Source organism: Sorangium sp. So ce145 (assembly GCF_051525985.1).
Classification (GTDB): domain Bacteria; phylum Myxococcota_A; class Polyangia; order Polyangiales; family Polyangiaceae; genus Sorangium; species Sorangium cellulosum_B.
Map to the genome: position 1 here is coordinate 1,326,762 of NZ_CP150315.1, position 18,753 is coordinate 1,345,514.

The window sequence follows — 18,753 nt, forward strand, 5'->3', positions numbered from 1 at the left end:
CCGCGGGCCGTCGCACGTCGGGGCGCGCCGTTGCGAGGGCGCGCGCGCTGCGCTTCCATGCCGCCCGCCCCGTGACCACGCCGCCGCCGCCCCCGCCCGCCGCGCTCCGCGCCCCGCGCGTCCGCGCAGAGCTCGTCGCGACCGGCTGGGAGCTGTTCTCGGCGCTCCTGTTCCTCTCCGCCGTCGTCCCCGCCGCCCTCACCACGCCGTGGCCGGCGATCCTCCTGCTCGCTTCCCTGGCCGCCTCGGCCGCGCTCTCGGGCGCGCTCACCCGCCGCGGCGACCGCGGCTTCGCCGTCGCGGCGGCGATCCGCGCCCTCTCGTGGCCGCTCGCGGTCTTGCCGCTCGCGTTCCGGGGCGCCCCGACCGCGCCCCCCTCCTGGCCAGGCCCGCTCGGGATCGGCCGCGCGACGCCGCCGTCGTGGCTCGGCCTCCTTGTGACCGCGGTCGCCTTCGGCGTCATGGCGGGCGGCATGCGCCGCGCGATCTACCGCGCCCTGCTCCGCGAAGGCGCCGTCGAGGGCGGCGCCGGAGACGCCGCCTCGGCGCGCGCCCTCGCCGCGGCGCTCCGGCCGAGGCTCGCGGAGTCGGCGGTGACCGCGGGCATCGTCGGCGGGCACGTCATGCTGCTCTTCTGCGTCGCCTTCCTCCGCACCCAGAGCCAGGTCGTGTTCCAGGCGTGGTTCGAGGTCGTCCCCCTGCTCGCCCTCTCGGGCACCCTCGGCTTCACGCTCGCCGTGCGCCCCGCCACGCGCCCGATCCTGACGGCCCTCGCGGCCGGCCCCTCCGGCGCCCGCGCCCTGCTCGGCCGCGGCCTCGCCCGCGCCGAGCGGCTCCCCGACGTGCTCGCCTCCTTGAACTTCGCGCTGTGGCTCGGGTGCACCGCGATCGGCATGGCCTACGTGCGCGTCGGCGCCACCTCCAGCGTCGCCGACGCGCTCATGCAGCTCGGCTTCGGCGCCCTCTTCGCCTTCGGCGTCTCGTTCTACCAGCGCGCCTGGCACAAGGACTCGGTCGCCCGCGCGGTGGACCTCCTGCGCGCCTGGACGGGCGCGCCCGAGCACGGCGGCGCGCCCCCGACGCCCCTCCGGCGGCGCATGCTGCGCGACTTCGGGCTGCCCCTTTTGTTCACGGGGCTCCTCTCACTCTTCTCCTCGATCGGCCTCTACCGCGCGCTCGCCACCGGCTCGTCGTTCGACGAGGACTTCAACGCGATCACCGCGCTCTTCGCCTCGCTGTCCCTCCTCGTCCTCGCCGCCCTCGGCGTCGTCGCGCGGGCGGCGCGCGAGCTCTCCCGGCCGATGGCACAGCTCGCCCGCGCCGCCGACGAGGTCGCGCGCGGCGAGCTCGACGCCGTCGTGCCGCGGCTGTCAGGGCCGAAGGAGGTCGTGGGCCTCGGCGAGAGCGTCGAGCGCATGCGGCAGGCGCTGTCCCGCACGATCGCCGAGCTCGAGGCCGAGCGCGCCGGCCTCGAGGAGAACGTCGCCGCGCGCACCGCGGAGCTCACGCGCGCCCTGTCCGAGCTGAAGCGGACGCAGGCCGCGCTCATCCAGGGTGAGCGGCTCGCCTCCATCGGCGAGCTCGTGGCCGGCGTGGCGCACGAGATCTATAACCCGCTGAACGCCATCGCCGGCGCTGCCCAGCCGATCGAGGAGCGCGCCGCGGAGCTCCGCGCCGTCCTCGACGCGTACCGCGAGGCGGAGCGCGATCTCCCGGGCGAGCGCCGCCGCGCGCTCGAGGCGCTCCGCGAGCGGCTCCAGACCGAGGCGGCGCTCGACGATCTCGCCGGCATCTCGACCCTCGTCCACCGGGCGGTCGAGCGCAGCGTCCGCATCGTCACGAACCTGAAGAGCTTCTCGCGCGTCTCGGGCGAGCCGCTGCCGGTCGATCTGCACGCGGGGCTCGAGGAGACGCTGCTCCTGCTCGGCCCGCGGCTCCGGCAGGCGCGCATCGAGGTGATCCGGCGCTACGGCGAGCTGCCGCCCGTCACCTGCCGGGGCGGCGAGATCAACCAGGTGTTCATGAACCTCCTCGTCAACGCCATCCAGGCGCTCGAGGCGCCGCCGGCGCCCGCCGCGCCGGCAGAGGAGGGGGCCTCCGGCGGGGGCGCGGCGCCGCGCGCGCCCGGCGAGCCGGCGATCTGCATCGAGACCTGGGTCGACGAGGACATGGCGGCCGTCGCGATCTCGGACAGCGGGCCGGGCGTTCCGCCGGACCTCGCCCAGCGCATCTTCGATCCGTTCTTCACAACGAAGCCGCGAGGGCAGGGGACCGGCCTCGGGCTGTCGATCTCGACCGAGATCGTCCGGCGGCACGGCGGCACGCTCGCCCTCGCGCCAGAGCCAGAACCGGAGCCGGAACCGGAACCGGAAGAAGAAGACGGCGACGGCGGCCGCGGCGGACACCGGTGCCGCGGAGCGCCGGCCTCGGTCCACGGCGCGCGCTTCGTCTGTCGCCTGCCCCTCGATCCTCGCCCGGCGAGCGCCCGTCCGCAAGGCGATACCCCTCCTCCCGCGCGGCCGTCCGCGGAGGCGAGCCCGCCCGAACGGCCGTCCGCCGAGGCGAGCCCGCTCGCTCGGCCTACGCGCGGCTTGGCTTGACGAGACGAGCGCGCCGTCGGCGCCGGTCTCCCACCCCACCTCCACGCGGAGCTCGCACGATATTCATCGCAACCCGACCGCGGGCCCGTAGACCAGCTGTTTCAAACCGGATACGTTCAGCGAGCGATCCGACTCACCGCACAGCGCAATAGGGCCCTGAGAGACGAGAACGGCTCTTCTGGGGAGCGCTGAGGAGAAACGAAGGCACCATGGAGCGCGCGATTCAGCGACCGGCAGGTCCCAAGGCTTCGAGCACCGATCCGTTGATCGGGAAGGTCGTGGCCGGCAGGTACCGGCTCGAGGCACGGCTTGGCGAAGGCGGCATGGGCGTCGTTTATCGCGCCCGCCACGTGCTGATCGACCGGGTCGTCGCCCTGAAGCTCATCCGGCCCGATCTCCGCGGAGAGACCCACCTCCGCGCGTGGATGCTGCGCGAGGCGCGCGCCGCAAACCGCGTTGATCACGCCCACATCATCGATATCCACGACATCGGCGAGACCGAGGAGGGCGAGCTCTATCTCGTCATGGAGTACCTCGTCGGCACGCCGCTCTCGGCGGAGCTCGCGCGCGGCCCGATGCCGATCGCGCGATCGGTGGACATCCTCGAGCAGATGTGCGCGGCGCTCGCGCGCGCCCACGACCTCGGCGTCGTGCACCGCGATCTGAAGAGCGACAACATCCTGCTCACCCACCGCGGCGGCCGGAAGGATTTCGTCAAGATCCTCGACTTCGGCCTCGCCGCCATCGCGCGCGACCCGCGCCTCGCCCCGAAGGGCGCGGTCTTCGGGACGCCCGAGTACATGTCGCCCGAGCAGGCGCGCGGCGAGGAGGCGACGGCGCAGTCCGACCTCTACGCGCTCGGCGTGCTCTTCTTCGAGATGCTGACCGGGCAGCTCCCCTTCCGCGCGAACGACCGCGACACGCTCCTCGAGATGCAGCGGACCCACGCGCCGCCGCGGCCCCGCTCGATCCGCCCCGACGCGCACGCGCAGGGCGAGGCGATCGTGCTGCGCCTGCTCGAGAAGGACATCCGCAAGCGCTACCGCGACGCCCACCACCTCCAGGAGGAGCTGAAGGCGCTCCAGCGCGGGCTCCCGGCCCACGCGTGGGAGGTCGAGGGGAGCGACGGCGTGCCGGTGCCGCCGCCGCCGCCGCCGCCGCAGAGCGCCGGCGTCATCGAGTGGGCGAGCCGGGCGGCCCTGTTCTCGCGCATGGTCTCCCGCGCCTACCCGTCCGGGCAGGTGCCGCAGGAGGTCCAGAACGGCCTTGCGCAGGCCTGGGACCTCGCCGCGCGCGCCAACAAGCTCGAGGGCGAGGTCGCGAGCCTCACCCGCAAGCTCGAGGCGCTCGAGCGCCGCGGCCGCGCGCTGCGCGCCGAGATCGGCCGCAAAGTCGAGGAGCTCGCGCACGAGGAGTCGCGCGTGATGCGCGAGGCGATGGCCGACGGCGAGGACGTCGAGAAGGTCCGCGTCGAGCTCGCCGCCGCTGAGAAGCTCGCGCTGTCCGCGCGCCAGCTGGCGGACGGGGCGGCCCGCCAGGGCAACCACGATCCGCTCATCTACGAGCGCGCGGGCGCGGCCGGCGCGACCGCGCAGGCGAAGCGCGAGCAGCTCGGGCGTTACGAGCACAAGAAGAACACGCGCGAGGCGAACGCGCGCGACCTGCGCCGCCAGATCGACGAGCTCCGCGCCCAGCTCGCCCGCTACGCCGAGGCCCTGGAGGAGGACCTGGCGCAGGGGCGCGAGCGCGTCGCGGCGCGCACGCGCGAGGGGCTCGCCTACGAGAAGTCGTTCAGCGAGGCCTCGAACCTGCTGCTGAGCCACCTCCGCAACAAGCCGGAGTGTCGGGACCTCGTGGCGGAGCTCCTCACGTCCCACGCCAGCCCTGGCGCGGACTCGGGCTCGGATCAGCGACTCTCCGGCTCGGATCGCCGGCTGAACAACGCGACCGAGCGCAACTGAACACGGACGAGGACAGCTGAACACGATCGAGCGCAGCTGAAAGCGTCCGAGCGCAGCTGAATGCGACCGGACGCGACAGCGTGTGACAGCGTTCGGTCGGGCGCGCTTCTTTCTTTCACCATCGTACGTAATCTCCCTACGTGATCTCCTGACATCGCGCCGCTGACAGGCCCTCTCGTCGTGGGCGCGCATCGCGCCCTCTCGACGGCGTCTCGGGTGCATGGTAGCTAGCGCGCGCCTCGGGGGTCCGGTCACGGTGGAGGCATGCCTGGCAGCTCTGGGCACTCCGTCACCCTCCGGTCGTCGAGGGACGAGGCTGTGCTGAAGCGTCGGCGTTAGAGCAAGAGCCCCTCCGGCAGCGCGCCGGTCCCCTTCCCCTTTACGCAGGCGGCCAACCCCTCGGAACCACGAAGCAGCGAGCGGCGATGGCGCCGTCCTCTGCCTCGGATTTTGCGATGGAGGCACACCGTCCATGAACGTTCTCCGGTCCCACAAGGCCTGGCTCGCACCGATGCTGGCCGGGCTCGCCGCGCTTGCCCTGCTGCTCAGCGGCGGGCTCGCCAGCGCCAGTGAATCCGATCTGGTCCTCCCCGACCTAGGCACTCAGTCCTTCGGTGGCATCGACGGCCGCACGCTCCTCATGGGCGGCATCGGCGTCTGCGCGCTCGGGTTCGTGTTCGGGCTCGTCATTTACTCGCAGCTGAACAAGCTCCCGGTCCACCGCGCGATGCGGGAGATCTCGGAGCTCATCTACGAGACCTGCAAGACGTACCTCGTCACGCAGTTCAAATTCATCCTGGTCCTGGAGATCCTGATCGGCGCGGTCATGGTTCTCTACTTCGGCGTGCTGCGTCACATGGATGCCGCGAAGGTCGTGGTCATCCTGCTGAGCAGCCTCGTCGGCATCGCCGGCAGCTGCGGCGTCGCGTGGTTCGGCATGCGCATCAACACGTTCGCGAACTCGCGCGCCGCGTTCGCGAGCCTCAAGGGCAAGCCGTTCCCGACGTACGCGATCCCGCTCAAGGCCGGGATGAGCATCGGCGCGGTCCTCATCAGCACCGAGCTCATGCTCATGCTGGTGATCCTGCTCTTCATCCCGGGCGACTACGCGGGCCCGTGCTTCATCGGCTTCGCCATCGGCGAGTCGCTCGGCGCCTCCGCGCTCCGCATCGCGGGCGGCATCTTCACGAAGATCGCCGACATCGGCTCGGACCTCATGAAGATCGTCTTCAACATCAAGGAAGACGACGCGCGCAACCCGGGCGTCATCGCCGACTGCACCGGCGACAACGCCGGCGACTCGGTCGGCCCGAGCGCCGACGGCTTCGAGACGTACGGCGTCACCGGCGTCGCGCTCATCTCGTTCATCCTCCTCGCCGTCCCCGATACGGCCGTCCAGGTCCAGCTGCTCGTCTGGATCTTCGTGATGCGCATCGTGATGGTCCTCGCGAGCATCGGCTCGTACCTCCTCAACGAGGCGATCGCGAAGGGGTCCTACGCCGACGCCGACAAGATGAACTTCGAGGCCCCCCTGACGCGCCTCGTCTGGCTGACCTCGATCGTGTCGGTCGCGCTCACCTACGCCGTGTCGGCGTTCATGATCCCGAGCCTCGGGGGCGACACGACGCTCTGGTGGAAGCTCTCGTCGATCATCACCTGCGGCACCCTGGCGGGCGCCATCATCCCGGAGATGATCAAGATCTTCACCTCGACCGAGTCGCGCCACGTCCGCGAGGTCGTGACCGCGTCGCGCGAGGGCGGCGCCTCGCTGAACGTCCTGTCCGGCCTGACCGCCGGCAACTTCAGCGCGTACTGGATGGGCCTCGTCCTCGTCGTGCTGATGGGCATCTCGTACTACTTCTCTGCCCAGGGCCTCGGGCAGCTCATGATCGCCGAGAGCGTCTTCGCCTTCGGCCTCGTGGCGTTCGGCTTCCTCGGCATGGGCCCGGTGACCATCGCGGTCGACTCCTACGGCCCGGTGACCGACAACGCGCAGTCGGTCTACGAGCTCTCGCTCATCGAGAACGTCCCGAACGTCGAGGCCGAGCTCAAGAAGGATTTCGGCTTCACCCCGAACTTCGACAAGGCGAAGCACTACCTCGAGGAGAACGACGGCGCGGGCAACACCTTCAAGGCGACGGCCAAGCCGGTGCTCATCGGGACGGCGGTCGTCGGCGCGACGACGCTCATCTTCTCGATCATCGTCGTGCTCAGCAACACGCTGGTGAAGAACGCGGCGAACCTCACGCCCCAGGAGCGGTTGAAGGAGATCATGGGCCTGCTCTCGCCGCTCCACCCGCCGTTCCTGCTCGGCCTCGTGACGGGCGGCGCGATCATCTACTGGTTCACCGGCGCGTCGACCCAGGCGGTCTCGACCGGCGCCTACCGCGCGGTCGAGTTCATCAAGGCGAACATCCGCCTCGAGGGCGTGGAGAAGGCCTCGATCACCGACAGCAAGAAGGTGGTCGAGATCTGCACGCAGTACGCGCAGCGGGGGATGTTCAACATCTTCCTCGGCGTCTTCTTCTCGACGCTCGCGTTCGCCTGCCTCGAGCCGTTCTTCTTCATCGGCTACCTCATCAGCATCGCGCTCTTCGGGCTCTATCAGGCGATCTTCATGGCGAACGCCGGCGGCGCCTGGGACAACGCGAAGAAGCTCGTCGAGGTGGAGCTGAAGGAGAAGGGCACGCCGCTCCACGCGGCGACGGTCGTCGGCGACACCGTGGGCGACCCCTTCAAGGACACCTCGTCTGTCGCGATGAACCCGATCATCAAGTTCACGACGCTGTTCGGCCTCCTCGCGGTCGAGCTGGCGATCGAGATCGACCGCGGGACGAGCCTCGTGCTCGCGGGCATCTTCTTCGTGCTCTCGATGGTGTTCGTGTACCGCTCCTTCTACGGGATGCGGATCAAGTCGGACGAGAAGGCGACCGCCGCTGCGGGCGCCCGCGCCACGGCCTGAGCGAGGCGCCTCCTCTCGCGCTCGGCGCTCCCCGCGCCCTTTCGCTCCCCTCTCGCGCGCGCTGACCTCCCCCGCCGCCCGACGCCGCTCCGCGGTCGACGGCGCGCAGGGGAGGGCCTTGCGCCCAGCGCGCCCGCACTATAGTGACCCTTCATGCGAGCGCTCTGCCCCACTTGCGGCCTCCATCACGAGGTAGTCCGGGTCCTCGAAGACGGGCACGGCGAGCAGCGCAAGGACGTCTATCAGGTAGAGCCGCTCCTCGGCTGCGAGCGCACCTGGATCTCGGACAAGGAGCTGCTCGAGGCGCGCGCGCGCTTCGGCCAAGACGTCGTCGTGCCCGACGAGGACGACGAGTAGCGCGGCGACGACGGCCGCGCGGCCATGGCGCCTGCGCGGTCATGGCGAGCAAGGCGGCTCCGCCGGTCCTCCCAGGGATCTTCGCCGTGGTCCCGTCGCGTGGCCGCCGGGTCGTGTGGTGCTCATGACACGCCCGATCGAGGGTCAGGGGATCTCTGACAACAACTTGTCGCGTGAGGGGCATTGGGGCGCCACCGTCGCCAGGCATCGTCTGCGGCCATTACCCGGCGGAGACGAGGACATGATGACGAGGCGGACCCTGAGGACGGCGTTGCTTCTGGTGCTCGCAGGCGGTCTTGCCGCGATCGGGAGCGGTTGCGGCGAGGATGGCGCGAAGGGCGCGCCCGGGGCGCCCGGCGAACAGGGCGTACCGGGCAAGGACGGCGCGAACGGTGAGCCGGGGCAACCAGGGGAGCCCGGTGAGCAGGGGGAGCCCGGTGCGCCCGGTGAGCAGGGGGCGCCGGGGGCGCCTGGTGAGCCCGGGGCGCCTGGCGAGCCCGGTGCGCCTGGCGAGCCCGGGGCGCCTGGCGAGCCCGGGGCGCCTGGCGAGCCCGGGGCGCCTGGTGAGCCCGGTGCGCCTGGCGAGCCCGGTGCGCCTGGCGAGCCCGGTGCGCCTGGCGAGCCCGGGGCGCCCGGCGAGGACGCGCCGGTGTGGAGCAACGCCGCGAACCTCGCGCACTACGTGAGAGAGCGCGTCGCGCTGTTCGCCACCGGCAACTTGCCCGAGGGCGAGCAGTTCCCGCTCCGCGCGGCCGCGACCGACACCATCCGGGCGCTCGCCGGCGTGCGCTCCGACATCGTTGTGACCTGGCTCGATCCGCTGACCTTCAGCACCGCGCCGGAAGCGCCCCGCTTCGGCGCCAACAACGATTACACAGCGTTCTTCGGCGAAGGGTGGGCCGCCACCGCGGGCGACGCGCCGCAGTGGAACGGCTCCGCCACCGCCGGGTGGCTCTGGGTCAACCACGAGTACGTCTCCGGGCGGAGCCCGACGGTCAGCTCCGCGCCAACGGGGCAGCACCTCACGCTGGCCCGGCACCTGCGCAAGCTCGGCGTCCTCACCAATGATGTCGAGTCGAACGTCTGGTCGCAGGCGGACGTCGACACCTACATTCGATGGGAAAAGAAGGAGGTCGGCGGCTCCTGGCTCCGGACCGTGCAGGACCCGGCGACGGGCGCATGGTCGGTCGACCGGAGCGCGACCGCCGTCCGGTACGACGCGACGAGCAAGACGCTGAGCCGCCTCGCGGGGCACGAGCTCTCGAGTCCGGGCCACGACGACACGACCGGCGCGGCGCTCGCGGGCGGGCTCGTGGCCGGCATCATGGGCGACTGCGCCGGCGGGCAGACGCCGTGGGGCACGGTGATCACCGCCGAGGAGAACGTGCAGGACTACTACGGTGATCTCGAGGCGAGCTGGTCTGGCGATCAGCGGTTCCTCACCGGCCGGGGCTTCGACCCGGGCGCGCCGGTGAGCCCTGTCTTCGAGGCGAGCACCAGCGCGGAGTTCGGGCGCATCTCCGATCCGAACGGCCGGCAGCCGCGCGACCATTACGGTTATCTCACCGAGATCGACCCGGGGCAGCCCGCGGGCGAGTACGACGGCAAGACCCAGGCGGGCACGGGCCACAAGAAGTTCGGCTTCATGGGCCGCGCCCGCTGGGAGGCCGCGACGTTCGCCGTCGACGACGCGTGGAGGCTCGCGCCTGGTCGGCCGATCGTTGTCTACGGGACCGACGATCGCCGCGGCGGCCGCATCTACAAGTACGTGAAGCGGCAACTACACGGCCGGCATGACGCGGGCGGCGATCCGCGCGCTGCTCGACGAGGGCAAGCTCTACGCGGCGCACATGGCCGGGCTCGACAACACGACAGGCAACACCCTGGTCGCGACCCACGCGGCCCCGACCGAGGCGGCCCCGGGCACGGGGCAGTGGATCGAGCTCTCCGTCGACAGCGCCGACATCGCGCCGAACGCGGTAGCGCTCGGCGACCCGGCCAAGACGGTCGGCGACGCGCTGCGCGACGTGAGCTGGAACCGGATCGGCGGCTTCCAGACGGATTACGACGTCTGGCGCGCGCTGTTCACGGTGAGCAACAAGGTCGGGATCATGGAGCTGAACCGGCCCGAGGACATCGAGTGGAACCCGCGCGATCCGAGCGGCACGCCGCGCCTCTACGTGGCGTTCACCAACCACACCGGGCAGACGGCGCTCGATCAGGGCGGCGCGGTCTTCGATCCGGCGACCCACGCGACCCAGTCCCCGAAGCGCACGGACGCGGTGGGCTCGATCTTCGCCCTGGAGGAGTCCGACCCCGCGAACCCGGGCGCGTCGACCGAGTTCCTGTACTTCGAGGTCTGGCACGGCTCGAAGGGGCAGGGCGACTTCGACGCCTCCTGCCCGGACAACCTGCTCCTCGACCGCGATGGCGGCGTGTGGTTCGGCACCGACGGCAACTTCGGCGTGGCCTCGCACGCGGACGCCTTCTACTACCTCGATCTCGACCCCGCCCACCGCGCGGGCCAGCCGGGCGTGACCCAGCCGAGCTTCGGCAAGGCGTTCCGCGTCGTGGGGCTGCCGAGCGACGCCGAGGCGACAGGCCCGTCGTTCACGCCCGACATGGGCACGATCTTCATGTCGGTGCAGCACCCTGGCGAGAACGCCTACAGCACCTGGCCGAAGGGCGACGCCTCCCTGTCGAGCGTGATCGCGGTCACCTTCCTGCCCGAGTGATCCCTCCGATGCCCGCCCGCCGCGCGCGCCTGCTGTCCGCGCCCCTGGCCTTCGCGGCGGTGTCCGCCGTCCTCGCAGCGGGCGCGCGCTGCGGCGGGGGCGGCTACGACCCGCTCGCCACCGCGGCCGCGCGCGCCGGGCGCGCTGGCAACCCCGAGGCGTCGATCCCGCCGATGTGTTACGCGACCACGGCCGGCGGCGCGAACGGCTGCTGGACGTGCCACACGATCGGGATCGGCCCGAACACGCTCGCCGATCACGAGCTCCAGCGCGAGTACGCCTTCTCGGACGCGGCCCGGAAGAACCCCTGGACGAACCTGCTCGAGGACCTCTCGGCCGCCGCCGCCCGGACGAGCGACGCGGAGATCCTCGAGTACATCCGGGAGGACAACTACGCGCCGCTGCGCGAGGCGCTCGCCGCGCGCCGGGATTACCCGGGCTACGTGCCGGATCTCGACCTCGGCGCCGGGCTCGACGAGGAGGGCTTCGCGCGCGACGGGAGCGGCTTCCGCGCGGTCCGCTACAAGCCGTTCCCCGGCAGCTTCTGGCCCACGAACGGCAGCGCCGGCGACGTGTTCCTCCGGCTGCCGGCCGCGTTCCGCGAGGACGCCTCGGGCGCGCCGTCGCGCGAGGTGTACAAGCTGAACCTCGCGCTGCTCGAGGCGGCGATCGCGTCGCCGTCGCCCCTGCCGAGGGAGGGCGCGGCCGGGCCCGCGGACGCGGCCGCCGGGCGGGAGGTGGAGCCGGTGAGCGAGCTCCTCGCCGGCTTCGATCTCGACGGCGACGGCGCGCTCGAGCCCGCGGTGACGCGCGTGGTCCGCCTGCCCGCGCGGTACGCCGGCGGGGCGGCCGGCGTGCCGGTGCGGGCGTGGCTCTACCCGCGCGGGGCGGAGCTCCTGCACTCGGTGCGGTACCTCGACCCGGATCGCCCGGCGCTGCTCGCCGCGCGGATGAAGGAGCTGCGCTACGCGCGCAAGGTCGACGAGCCGGACGACTGGGCGATCGCGCGCGCGTACGAGCGCGAGGCGGAGGAGAAGGACGAGGGGCAGCCGCCGTTCCACCCGGGCGGGCCAGAGGTCGGCCTGCGCAACGCGTTCGGCTGGCAGATCCAGGCGTTCATCGAGGACGAGCAGGGCCGGCTGCGGCTGCAGACCGCGGAGGAGCACCGGGCGTGCATGGGCTGCCACGGCGCGGTCGGGGTGACGGTGGACCACACCTTCTCGCTGGCGCGCAAGGTGCCCGGCGCGGCCGGCTGGCGGCACCAGGACCTGCGCGGCATGCCCGACGTGCCGCAGGCCGGCCACGCGGAGCCGGAGGTGCTGACCTACCTGCGCCGCGCGCGCGGGGCCGACGACTACCGCGGGAACGCGGAGATGCTCGCCCGCTTCTTCCCGGGCGGCGCGCTCGACGAGGCCGAGGTGCGGCGCGGCGCGCCCGGCGGCGACCGCGATCTCGCGTACCTCGTCGCGCCGTCGCGCGAGCGGGCCCTCCTGCTGGACAAGGCCTACCGGGCCCTGGTGCGAGCGCAGCGCTTCGAGGCGGGGCGGGATGTGGCGCTCGGGCCCGCGACGGGGATCCTGCGCGTCGTGGAGGGCGAGTCGACGGGCCTCGGCGAGGCGCAGCGCGTGTACCTCGACGGGCGGGCGCACCTCGCCTGGTGAGGCCTGGGGCGCCGGCGCCCCGGGTGAGGCGCCCGGCTGGCCCGCGCACGCTCAGTTGGGCGCGAGCGGGCCCGGCGTCTCGGGCGGCTGCTCGGCGAGCGGCCGGTTGCGCCCGTCGACGCGGAGCACGCGCGGCGTGTGCCGCCGCGCCTCGGCGTCGTCCATGTCCGCGAACGTCGCGATGATCACGAGGTCGCCGGGCTGATTGAGGTGCGCCGCCGCGCCGTTGATGCACACGACGCCCGAGCCGTGCGCCCCCGCGAGCGCGTACGTGGTCAGCCGGGAGCCGCGCGTCACGTTCCAGATGTCGACCGCCTCGTACGGCAGGATGTCGGCGGCCTCCAGGAGGTCGGCGTCGATCGTGACGCTGCCCTCGTAGTGCAGATCCGCGTGGGTCACGGTCGCGCGGTGGATCTTGCTCTTGAACATCCGTCGGTTCATGCGTGATGCCCTCTGCCCTTCCCGGCGAGGGACGGCGGCGCGCGCCCCGGGTCGAGCGCGCGCCGGGTCGAGCGCGCCCGCGGGTGAGGCGGGCCTCCCTCGCCAGGGAAAGGACGGGCTACCTCATGCGCGCAGCCGGCGGTCAGTCAAGGAACAATCGCTGCCGCAGGAGCCGGCCGCCCGCCAGGTGGATGGCGTCCTCGTCGGGCAGCGGGTCGTCCGGGCCTGGCAGCGCGTCGGGGTGGCCGACCACCAGGACGACCTCGCAGGGACCCACCGCGACGTCCCGGAACAGCTCCTCGCGCGTGCCCGAGATGCTCGCGCCACCGACGCCATCCAGCGCCAGCTCCACGGGCCACGGGCGCGCGCTCCCGCCCTGCACCAGGAAGGCCCTTACCGCGACCGGCGCTGGCACGTGCGTGCCGGGCGAGAGCGCGATCGTGAGCCTTTCGCCCCTGCCGACGTGGCGCGGGGTGCCCGGCCCGCGAGCTCCCTGCTGCGGGCCGTCGCCGAGGGTCGTCGTCGCGAGCGTGTAGTCGGGGAGCGGGGCGGCGCCCGGCGCGAACGGCGCGGGCCGCAGCGCCAGCAGCGACACGAGCGCCGCCGACACGACCCAGCCGACCACGCCGACGGCCGCCCGGGCCCGCGCCGCCGGAGTCGTCCGCCGCGCGCTCCGCCGCTCGACGACCAGCTCGGGGTGCGACAGGCCCTTGCGCGGCGGCCTGGCGAGGGCGTCCGCGCCGTCCTGCGCGCGCTGGGCAGGCTGCCCGGGCGCCGCGCTCGAGCGCGCATCGCGCGGCGGCTCCGATGTCCCGGGCGGCACCGATTCGCCGTCGATCGCGCGACAGACCGGCGCGTCCGTGGTGGACGGCGCGCTCGTCCCGCTGAGCGAGTCGGCGTCCGCGCCGAGCGGCGCTGCATCGGCGACGTCGCTCGCCTCCTCCGCGTCGCAGTCCCACTCCTCGGGGCACCGGAAGCGGATCCCCGATTTCCGATCGACCGCTGGGCGCGCGAGCGGAGACGGCGCGGGCGCACCGCCGCTCGGCTCCCGGAGCTGGGCGACGAGCTGGTCGGCGAGCCGGGCGCGGGTCTCGTCGTCGAGGGGCGGCCGGACTTCGCGCTCCTCCCGCCCGGCGCTCGAGCGCGCCGCGGTGTTCGCGGCGTCTCCCGGAGCGTCTTGCGCGTCCTCCGGGCGCGTCTCTTCGGCGAGCCTGCGCCAGCGCGGATCGGTCGTCGGATCCCGCTGTGCGATGCGCGTCAGGGCGCGCAGCAGCTCGTCGTCGTCCATCAGCCGCTCCCCGCGTCGCGCCACGCGGTACAGCGCTCGACCTGCCGGCACCGGCTCAGGAGCGCGGGCGCAGCACGGGGGACCGGAAGGGGGGGGCGCCGCTCGCCGAGCGTCAGGGTAGGCACCCCGTCGCTCAGATTCGCCTCGTGGATCAGCGCGAGCGGTCGCTCGGGCATCTGATTCCCTTCCCCTGGGGATCGAAGAACCCCAGTTTGCTATTCACGTTATCCGGTTCTCGCCTCGCCCGTCAATGGAGCTCGGGGCGCGCCCGGGGGCTTCTCCCCCAGCGGCTCTTGGCGTGAGGCGTGAACATGGCTGTCAACGTGAACGTAAACGTGGACGACACGCGATCGCATTGCGGACGGCGTTGAAGTTTTCTCACAATTACGTCTATTTCTTCGGTTTGGCCGCGCTGGTCGCCTCGGCCGCCTTGGTTGTCTCGGCCGCCTTGGTTGCCTCGGCCGTCAAGACACGCACGGTGTCACCGACAATCTCCAGCGCTGCTGGTTTTCCGCCGTAATGCGACGCCATGCCGACGTCGATCCGCCAGATCTTGTCGCCGCAGGCCGACGTGGCGCCGTGCCTCTGGACCGTGTGGCCCACGACCATGCGCTTCGCGGACATCGCCGCGAGGGTCTGGTCCAGCGCCGCGCAGGGGGGCGACCCCGGGCTCGGCGGCGGCTCGCTCGAGTAGAGGCGCGCCCACACCGGGCTGTCCTCGGCCGCGATCACGGCCGGCGCGGAGGGGCTCTTCCCCTCCATCCACGCGCGCACCTCGCGGTTGATCCGCGCGATGCCGTAGCGCGTGTGGGCCGGGAGCACGCCGCCGTGCGCGAAGACGGTGTCGCCGACCGCGATGATCACGTCGCGCGCCGCGAGCTTCCTGGCGTAGAGACCGCCGGGGGCGAACGCGGCGGCGCGGGCTCGCGCGGGGGGCGGCACCGGCGCGAGGCGGGGGCCCGACGTGTCGAGCCCGGGCACGTCCTCGAAGTCCCTGAAGCCGCCCTCGGTGACGTAGCGGAAATCGAGCTGGACGTTCATGACCTCGTGGTTGCCGTTCAGCGCGTACACGGCGCCGCCGGCTGCGCGCGCCTCGACGGCGAGGCGATCGAAGAGGTCGACGATGACCTGCTCGTCGTCGCCGCGGTCGAGCTCGTCGCCCGTCTGCACGAGCACGAGCTTGCCGCCGATCCAGCGATCCGCGCCGTCGATGGCGCCCGCGATCCGCAGGGCCGCGCGCGTCGCCGCGAGGTCGCCGTGGACGTCGCCGATGGCGACCACGCGATCGGCGGCCGGGTACGCGTAGGAGCGATCCGCGTCGGGCGGCGGCGCAGCCGGGGCTCCCGTCGAGCGCGGAGGCGGAGAGGTGGCGGCGGGGCTGTGCGCCGTCGAGGCGGGTCGGTCGGCGTCGCAGCCCGCGGCGAGCAGTGCGGCGAACAGCGCGGTGAGGCGGAGAGCGGCTGACATCGGACGCGATCCTCCGGGGGATGATCGGGGGTGTACCATGGCGAGCGGTGGACGCGCCGCGGCGCGCCGCGGCGGCACCTCGACGCGCGCGATCAGGCCGGGAGCTTGGCGGAGAGGAATGATTTTAGCTTGATCAGATTCTTCGCGTCACGGCTGAAGCTCGGGGCGGTGTAGCTCGACGCCCAGCCGGTGATCTCGTGCATGAACGAGGCGCGGACCTGCTCGTCGCTCAGGATGTCGTCGACGGTGCGGCCGCGCGCGGCGCCCTTCTCCAGCGAGCGCACGTAGCCCTTGAGCCGGGCGTAGTCGCCGCCGAGCAGCTCGGCGATGAGCTCCGCGTCGCGGGCGAGCCGCGCGAGGGCCGGCGCCTGGTCGCGCAGCTCCGGGCTCTCCGCCGCGGCGAAGGACGCGGCGACGCGCAGCACGAAGGCGTCGTCGAGGAAGCCGAGATCCTCGATGCCGTCCGGGATGAGGTCGAGCGACTTGAAGAGGTAGTTGAGGCCCCCCGCGAGCGAGCGGCGCGTGGCCTCCGGGCTTTCCGGCGAGGCGAGCAGGCCCGCCAGATCCGTGGCGTCCGAGGCGAGGCTGCGCAGCCACTCGGGGAACGTGTCGAGACAGCGGTCGTCGAGATCGGTCATGGGATCCTCCCGGCGGGAGCGCGAGCGTAGTCCGAGGGGCGCGGCGCCGTCCACGCCATCCATGCAGGCGAGGCGCTCGGCGCCGCTTCGGGCGCCGGGCGCTGCGACCAGGACATCGTCGCGGCTTCCCTGCGCACGCGCGCCTTTCCCACGATCGCGCGGGCGGCGCGCCGCGGCCCTCGGCTACGGGCGCGCGCCGCCGGCCGCGCTCGCGCTCTTCGCATCCATCGCCGGCCGCCAGCCGAGGATGCGCAGCGCGTTCTGCGCGAAGATCTTCACCACGTCCTCGCGCGACATGCCGCGCTGCCTGAGCCGCGCGGCGAGCGCCGGCAGCGCCGACGCGTCGTCGAGCCCCCTCGGCGGGACGATGCCGCCGTCGAAATCCGAGCCGATCGCGACGTGATCGACGCCGGCCACGCGGACCATGTGATCGACCTGCGCGACCACGTCGTCAACGTCCGCCTCGCTCGTGCCGTTCACGAAGGGGGCGTGGAAGTTGAGCCCCGCGACCCCGCCGCTCCGCGCGATGAGCCGCAGCTGCTCGTCCGTCAGGTTGCGCGGCCGGTTCGCCACCGCGCGCGCGTTCGAGTGCGTCGCGACGATCGGCGCGCCGTGCGCCGCGGCGATCGGGACGAGATCCGCGAACGCGGCGTCCGAGATGTGCGAGACGTCGATCAGGGCGCCCTGCTCGTAGACGCGCTCGCAGAACCGCTTGCCGAGCTCGGTCAGCCCGTACGCCGCCGGCTCGCCGGTCGCGGACGACGAGAGCCGTGTGTTCTTCGCGTGGTTCGGGCTGATGAGCCGCACGCCGCGCGCGATGAAGCGGTCGATCTGCGCGATGTCCGCCGCGAACGCGCCGGCCCCCTCGATCGAGAGGAAGGTGCTGATCTTCCCCGGCTCGGCCCGCGCCGCGCCGAGCGGGAGGAGCACCGGGTTCGCGGCGATGATCGCCTCGATCGTCGCGAGGACCGCGCTGGCGTCCTCGATCTGCGGGCCCTCGGGGCGCGCCTGGTCGGGCAGGTAGATCGGCAGCACGATGCCGAGGTAGTGGCCCGCGACGAGCGTCTCCCTGCGGGCGTGGCCTTCGCCGAGGCGCCTGTCGCGCCCCTTGAAGTGGACCTGCCAGGGCACGTCGACGTGCAGATCGACGACCGGCACGGGGGGCTCCGCGGGCGGGTCGCCGAGCGTGGGCCGCGGCGCGCCCAGGGCGCCGGCGGCGCAGGTGACGGCGAGCAGGGCGCGGACGCGGGCGCTTCCGTTCACGCGCTCACCCGCTCACCAGCACGCCCAGCGCGAAGCCGACCCCGAGGCACACGAGCCCGATGAGCCCCACGAGCCACCAGGCAGCGCCCTCCGAGCCCCCGCCCTCGGCGGCCAAGGGGACCTCCACGACCCGCACGTCGTAATGGCCGCCCGTGAGCGTCGGCACGCCGGCGGGCTGCTGCGCGCTGATGTGGGTTGGCCTGGCCGAGAAGGTCGCCGTGGGCGCCACCGACGGGGACGCCTGGGCGGGCGGCGCCGTCATGCGCGGCGGGGGCACCGTCGGGACCCTGGACGCGACCGGCGGCACGCTCTGCACCGGCTGCGTCACGTTCTGCGGCGGCTGCGCCACGTTCTGCGGCGGCTGCGTCACGCTCTGAAGCGGCTGCGGCGGCGGCAGCGAGGGCAGCTGGTGCGTCAGCGCGGGCGACGCCGGCGCGTCGGGCCGCGCGCTGGGCGTCGCGATGCCCGTGCGGTGCGCGATGGCGCCCAGCGTCTGCGCCATCTCCTCGGCCGTCTGGAAGCGTCCGGCCACGTCCTTGCAGAGGGCGCGCTGGAAGAAGAGGCCCCAGGCCGCGAGGTGGGGCGCGACCTGCTCGATCGGGCGCACCTCCTTGGCGAGCACGGCGGTGAGCCGCGCGAACTCGTTCTCGGCGGGGAACGGCTGCGTCGCCGTGAGCATCTCGTAGAAGATCACGCCGACGCTCCAGAGATCGGCGCGCGCGTCGACGCCCTGCGCGTTCTTGATCTGCTCGGGGCTCATGTAGCCGGGCGTCCCGAGGAGCGTGCCTGCGCGGGTCTTCAGGCCCATTCCGCCGGCCGCGTCCATCACCTTCGCGATGCCGAAGTCGAGCACCTTCACGCGGAAGCCCCCGCGCGGATCGCGGATGAGGAACAGGTTCTCCGGCTTCAGATCGCGGTGGATCACCTTGTGGCTGTGCGCGGCCATGAGCGCCTGGAGCACCTCGTGGATGATCGGCACGGCCTGCTGCGGGGGGATCGGGTTGCCCGTGTCGATGTACGCGGCGAGCGGGACGCCCTGCAGGAGCTCCATGACGAGGTAGGGCGTGCCGTCCTCGGCGCGGGTCGCCTCGAAGACCGAGGCGATGTTCTGGTGGACGAAGCCCCTCGTCGCCTCCGCCTCGGCGAAGAAGCGGTGGAGGACCTGCTCCTCCTGCGTGAACTCGGGGTGGAGCACCTTGATCGCCCGCTTGCCCTCGCCGCGAAGGCCCTCGGCCTCGTAGACCGCGCCCATGCCCCCCTCGCCGAGGAGACGCAGGATCCGGAAGCGCCCGTTGAGCACGGCGCCCACGAGCTGATGGGAAGGGCTCGATGGGTCGATCACACGCGGACTCTACCAAAGCTTGAGCGCGGCCAGCTCGC

13 protein-coding genes and 1 pseudogene are annotated in these 18,753 nt (G+C 72.8%); 7 read left to right on the top strand and 7 right to left on the bottom strand.

Annotated features, from left to right (window positions below):
- Positions 1-71 precede the first annotated feature (71 nt).
- The 4 genes from WMF34_RS04910 (at position 72) to WMF34_RS04925 (ending at position 7,880) form a co-directional block, all read left to right on the top strand.
- Positions 72-2,600, top strand: a complete 2,529-nt coding sequence (locus WMF34_RS04910) for a sensor histidine kinase (RefSeq protein WP_437992559.1) — start codon at positions 72-74, stop codon at positions 2,598-2,600.
- 209 nt (positions 2,601-2,809) lie between these two features.
- Positions 2,810-4,561 carry a serine/threonine-protein kinase gene (locus WMF34_RS04915; protein ID WP_012233567.1) on the top strand — a complete coding sequence of 584 codons (1,752 nt, stop codon included), beginning with the start codon at positions 2,810-2,812 and terminating at the stop codon, positions 4,559-4,561.
- 472 nt (positions 4,562-5,033) lie between these two features.
- Complete coding sequence (locus WMF34_RS04920; RefSeq protein WP_012233568.1) at positions 5,034-7,523, top strand: sodium-translocating pyrophosphatase; 2,490 nt, start codon at positions 5,034-5,036, stop codon at positions 7,521-7,523.
- Between the two features lie 153 nt (positions 7,524-7,676).
- A complete protein-coding gene (locus tag WMF34_RS04925; RefSeq protein ID WP_044964020.1) occupies positions 7,677-7,880 on the top strand; it encodes a hypothetical protein in 204 nt (67 codons plus the stop codon).
- Positions 7,881-8,558: 678 nt separating this feature from the next.
- Here the strand turns inward: WMF34_RS04925 and WMF34_RS04930 are convergent.
- A complete protein-coding gene (locus WMF34_RS04930; RefSeq protein ID WP_437994724.1) occupies positions 8,559-8,747 on the bottom strand; it encodes a hypothetical protein in 189 nt (62 codons plus the stop codon).
- Here WMF34_RS04930 and WMF34_RS04935 point away from each other — a divergent pair.
- The 3 genes and pseudogenes from WMF34_RS04935 to WMF34_RS04945 form a co-directional block, all read left to right on the top strand.
- Positions 8,665-9,612, top strand: a pseudogene (locus WMF34_RS04935) (alkaline phosphatase PhoX); the annotation flags it as partial. The gene WMF34_RS04930 and the pseudogene WMF34_RS04935 overlap by 83 nt on opposite strands.
- 61 nt (positions 9,613-9,673) lie before the next feature.
- Positions 9,674-10,615, top strand: a complete 942-nt coding sequence (locus WMF34_RS04940; RefSeq protein WP_437994610.1) for an alkaline phosphatase PhoX — start codon at positions 9,674-9,676, stop codon at positions 10,613-10,615.
- Positions 10,616-10,623: 8 nt separating this feature from the next.
- Positions 10,624-12,276 carry a hypothetical protein gene (locus WMF34_RS04945; RefSeq protein ID WP_437994611.1) on the top strand — a complete coding sequence of 551 codons (1,653 nt, stop codon included), beginning with the start codon at positions 10,624-10,626 and terminating at the stop codon, positions 12,274-12,276.
- Between the two features lie 51 nt (positions 12,277-12,327).
- Here WMF34_RS04945 and panD read toward each other — a convergent pair whose 3' ends face one another.
- From panD to WMF34_RS04975, 6 genes are all read right to left on the bottom strand, one after another.
- Positions 12,328-12,717: an aspartate 1-decarboxylase gene (gene panD, locus WMF34_RS04950; RefSeq protein ID WP_437992560.1), complete on the bottom strand. Its 390-nt coding sequence runs from the start codon at positions 12,715-12,717 to the stop codon at positions 12,328-12,330.
- Between the two features lie 142 nt (positions 12,718-12,859).
- Positions 12,860-14,005 carry a hypothetical protein gene (locus tag WMF34_RS04955; protein WP_437992561.1) on the bottom strand — a complete coding sequence of 382 codons (1,146 nt, stop codon included), beginning with the start codon at positions 14,003-14,005 and terminating at the stop codon, positions 12,860-12,862.
- Between the two features lie 390 nt (positions 14,006-14,395).
- Entirely contained in the window at positions 14,396-15,472 is a 1,077-nt protein-coding gene (locus WMF34_RS04960) for a metallophosphoesterase (protein ID WP_437992562.1), read from the bottom strand.
- A 92-nt stretch (positions 15,473-15,564) separates the two neighbouring features.
- The gene (locus WMF34_RS04965) at positions 15,565-16,110 is read right to left on the bottom strand and encodes a DUF1232 domain-containing protein (protein WP_012233576.1); all 546 of its coding nucleotides are present in this window, start codon (positions 16,108-16,110) and stop codon (positions 15,565-15,567) included.
- Positions 16,111-16,293: 183 nt separating this feature from the next.
- The gene (locus WMF34_RS04970; protein ID WP_437992563.1) at positions 16,294-17,373 is read right to left on the bottom strand and encodes a dipeptidase; all 1,080 of its coding nucleotides are present in this window, start codon (positions 17,371-17,373) and stop codon (positions 16,294-16,296) included.
- Between the two features lie 4 nt (positions 17,374-17,377).
- The gene (locus WMF34_RS04975; RefSeq protein WP_012233578.1) at positions 17,378-18,715 is read right to left on the bottom strand and encodes a serine/threonine-protein kinase; all 1,338 of its coding nucleotides are present in this window, start codon (positions 18,713-18,715) and stop codon (positions 17,378-17,380) included.
- Positions 18,716-18,753: the final 38 nt, after the last annotated feature.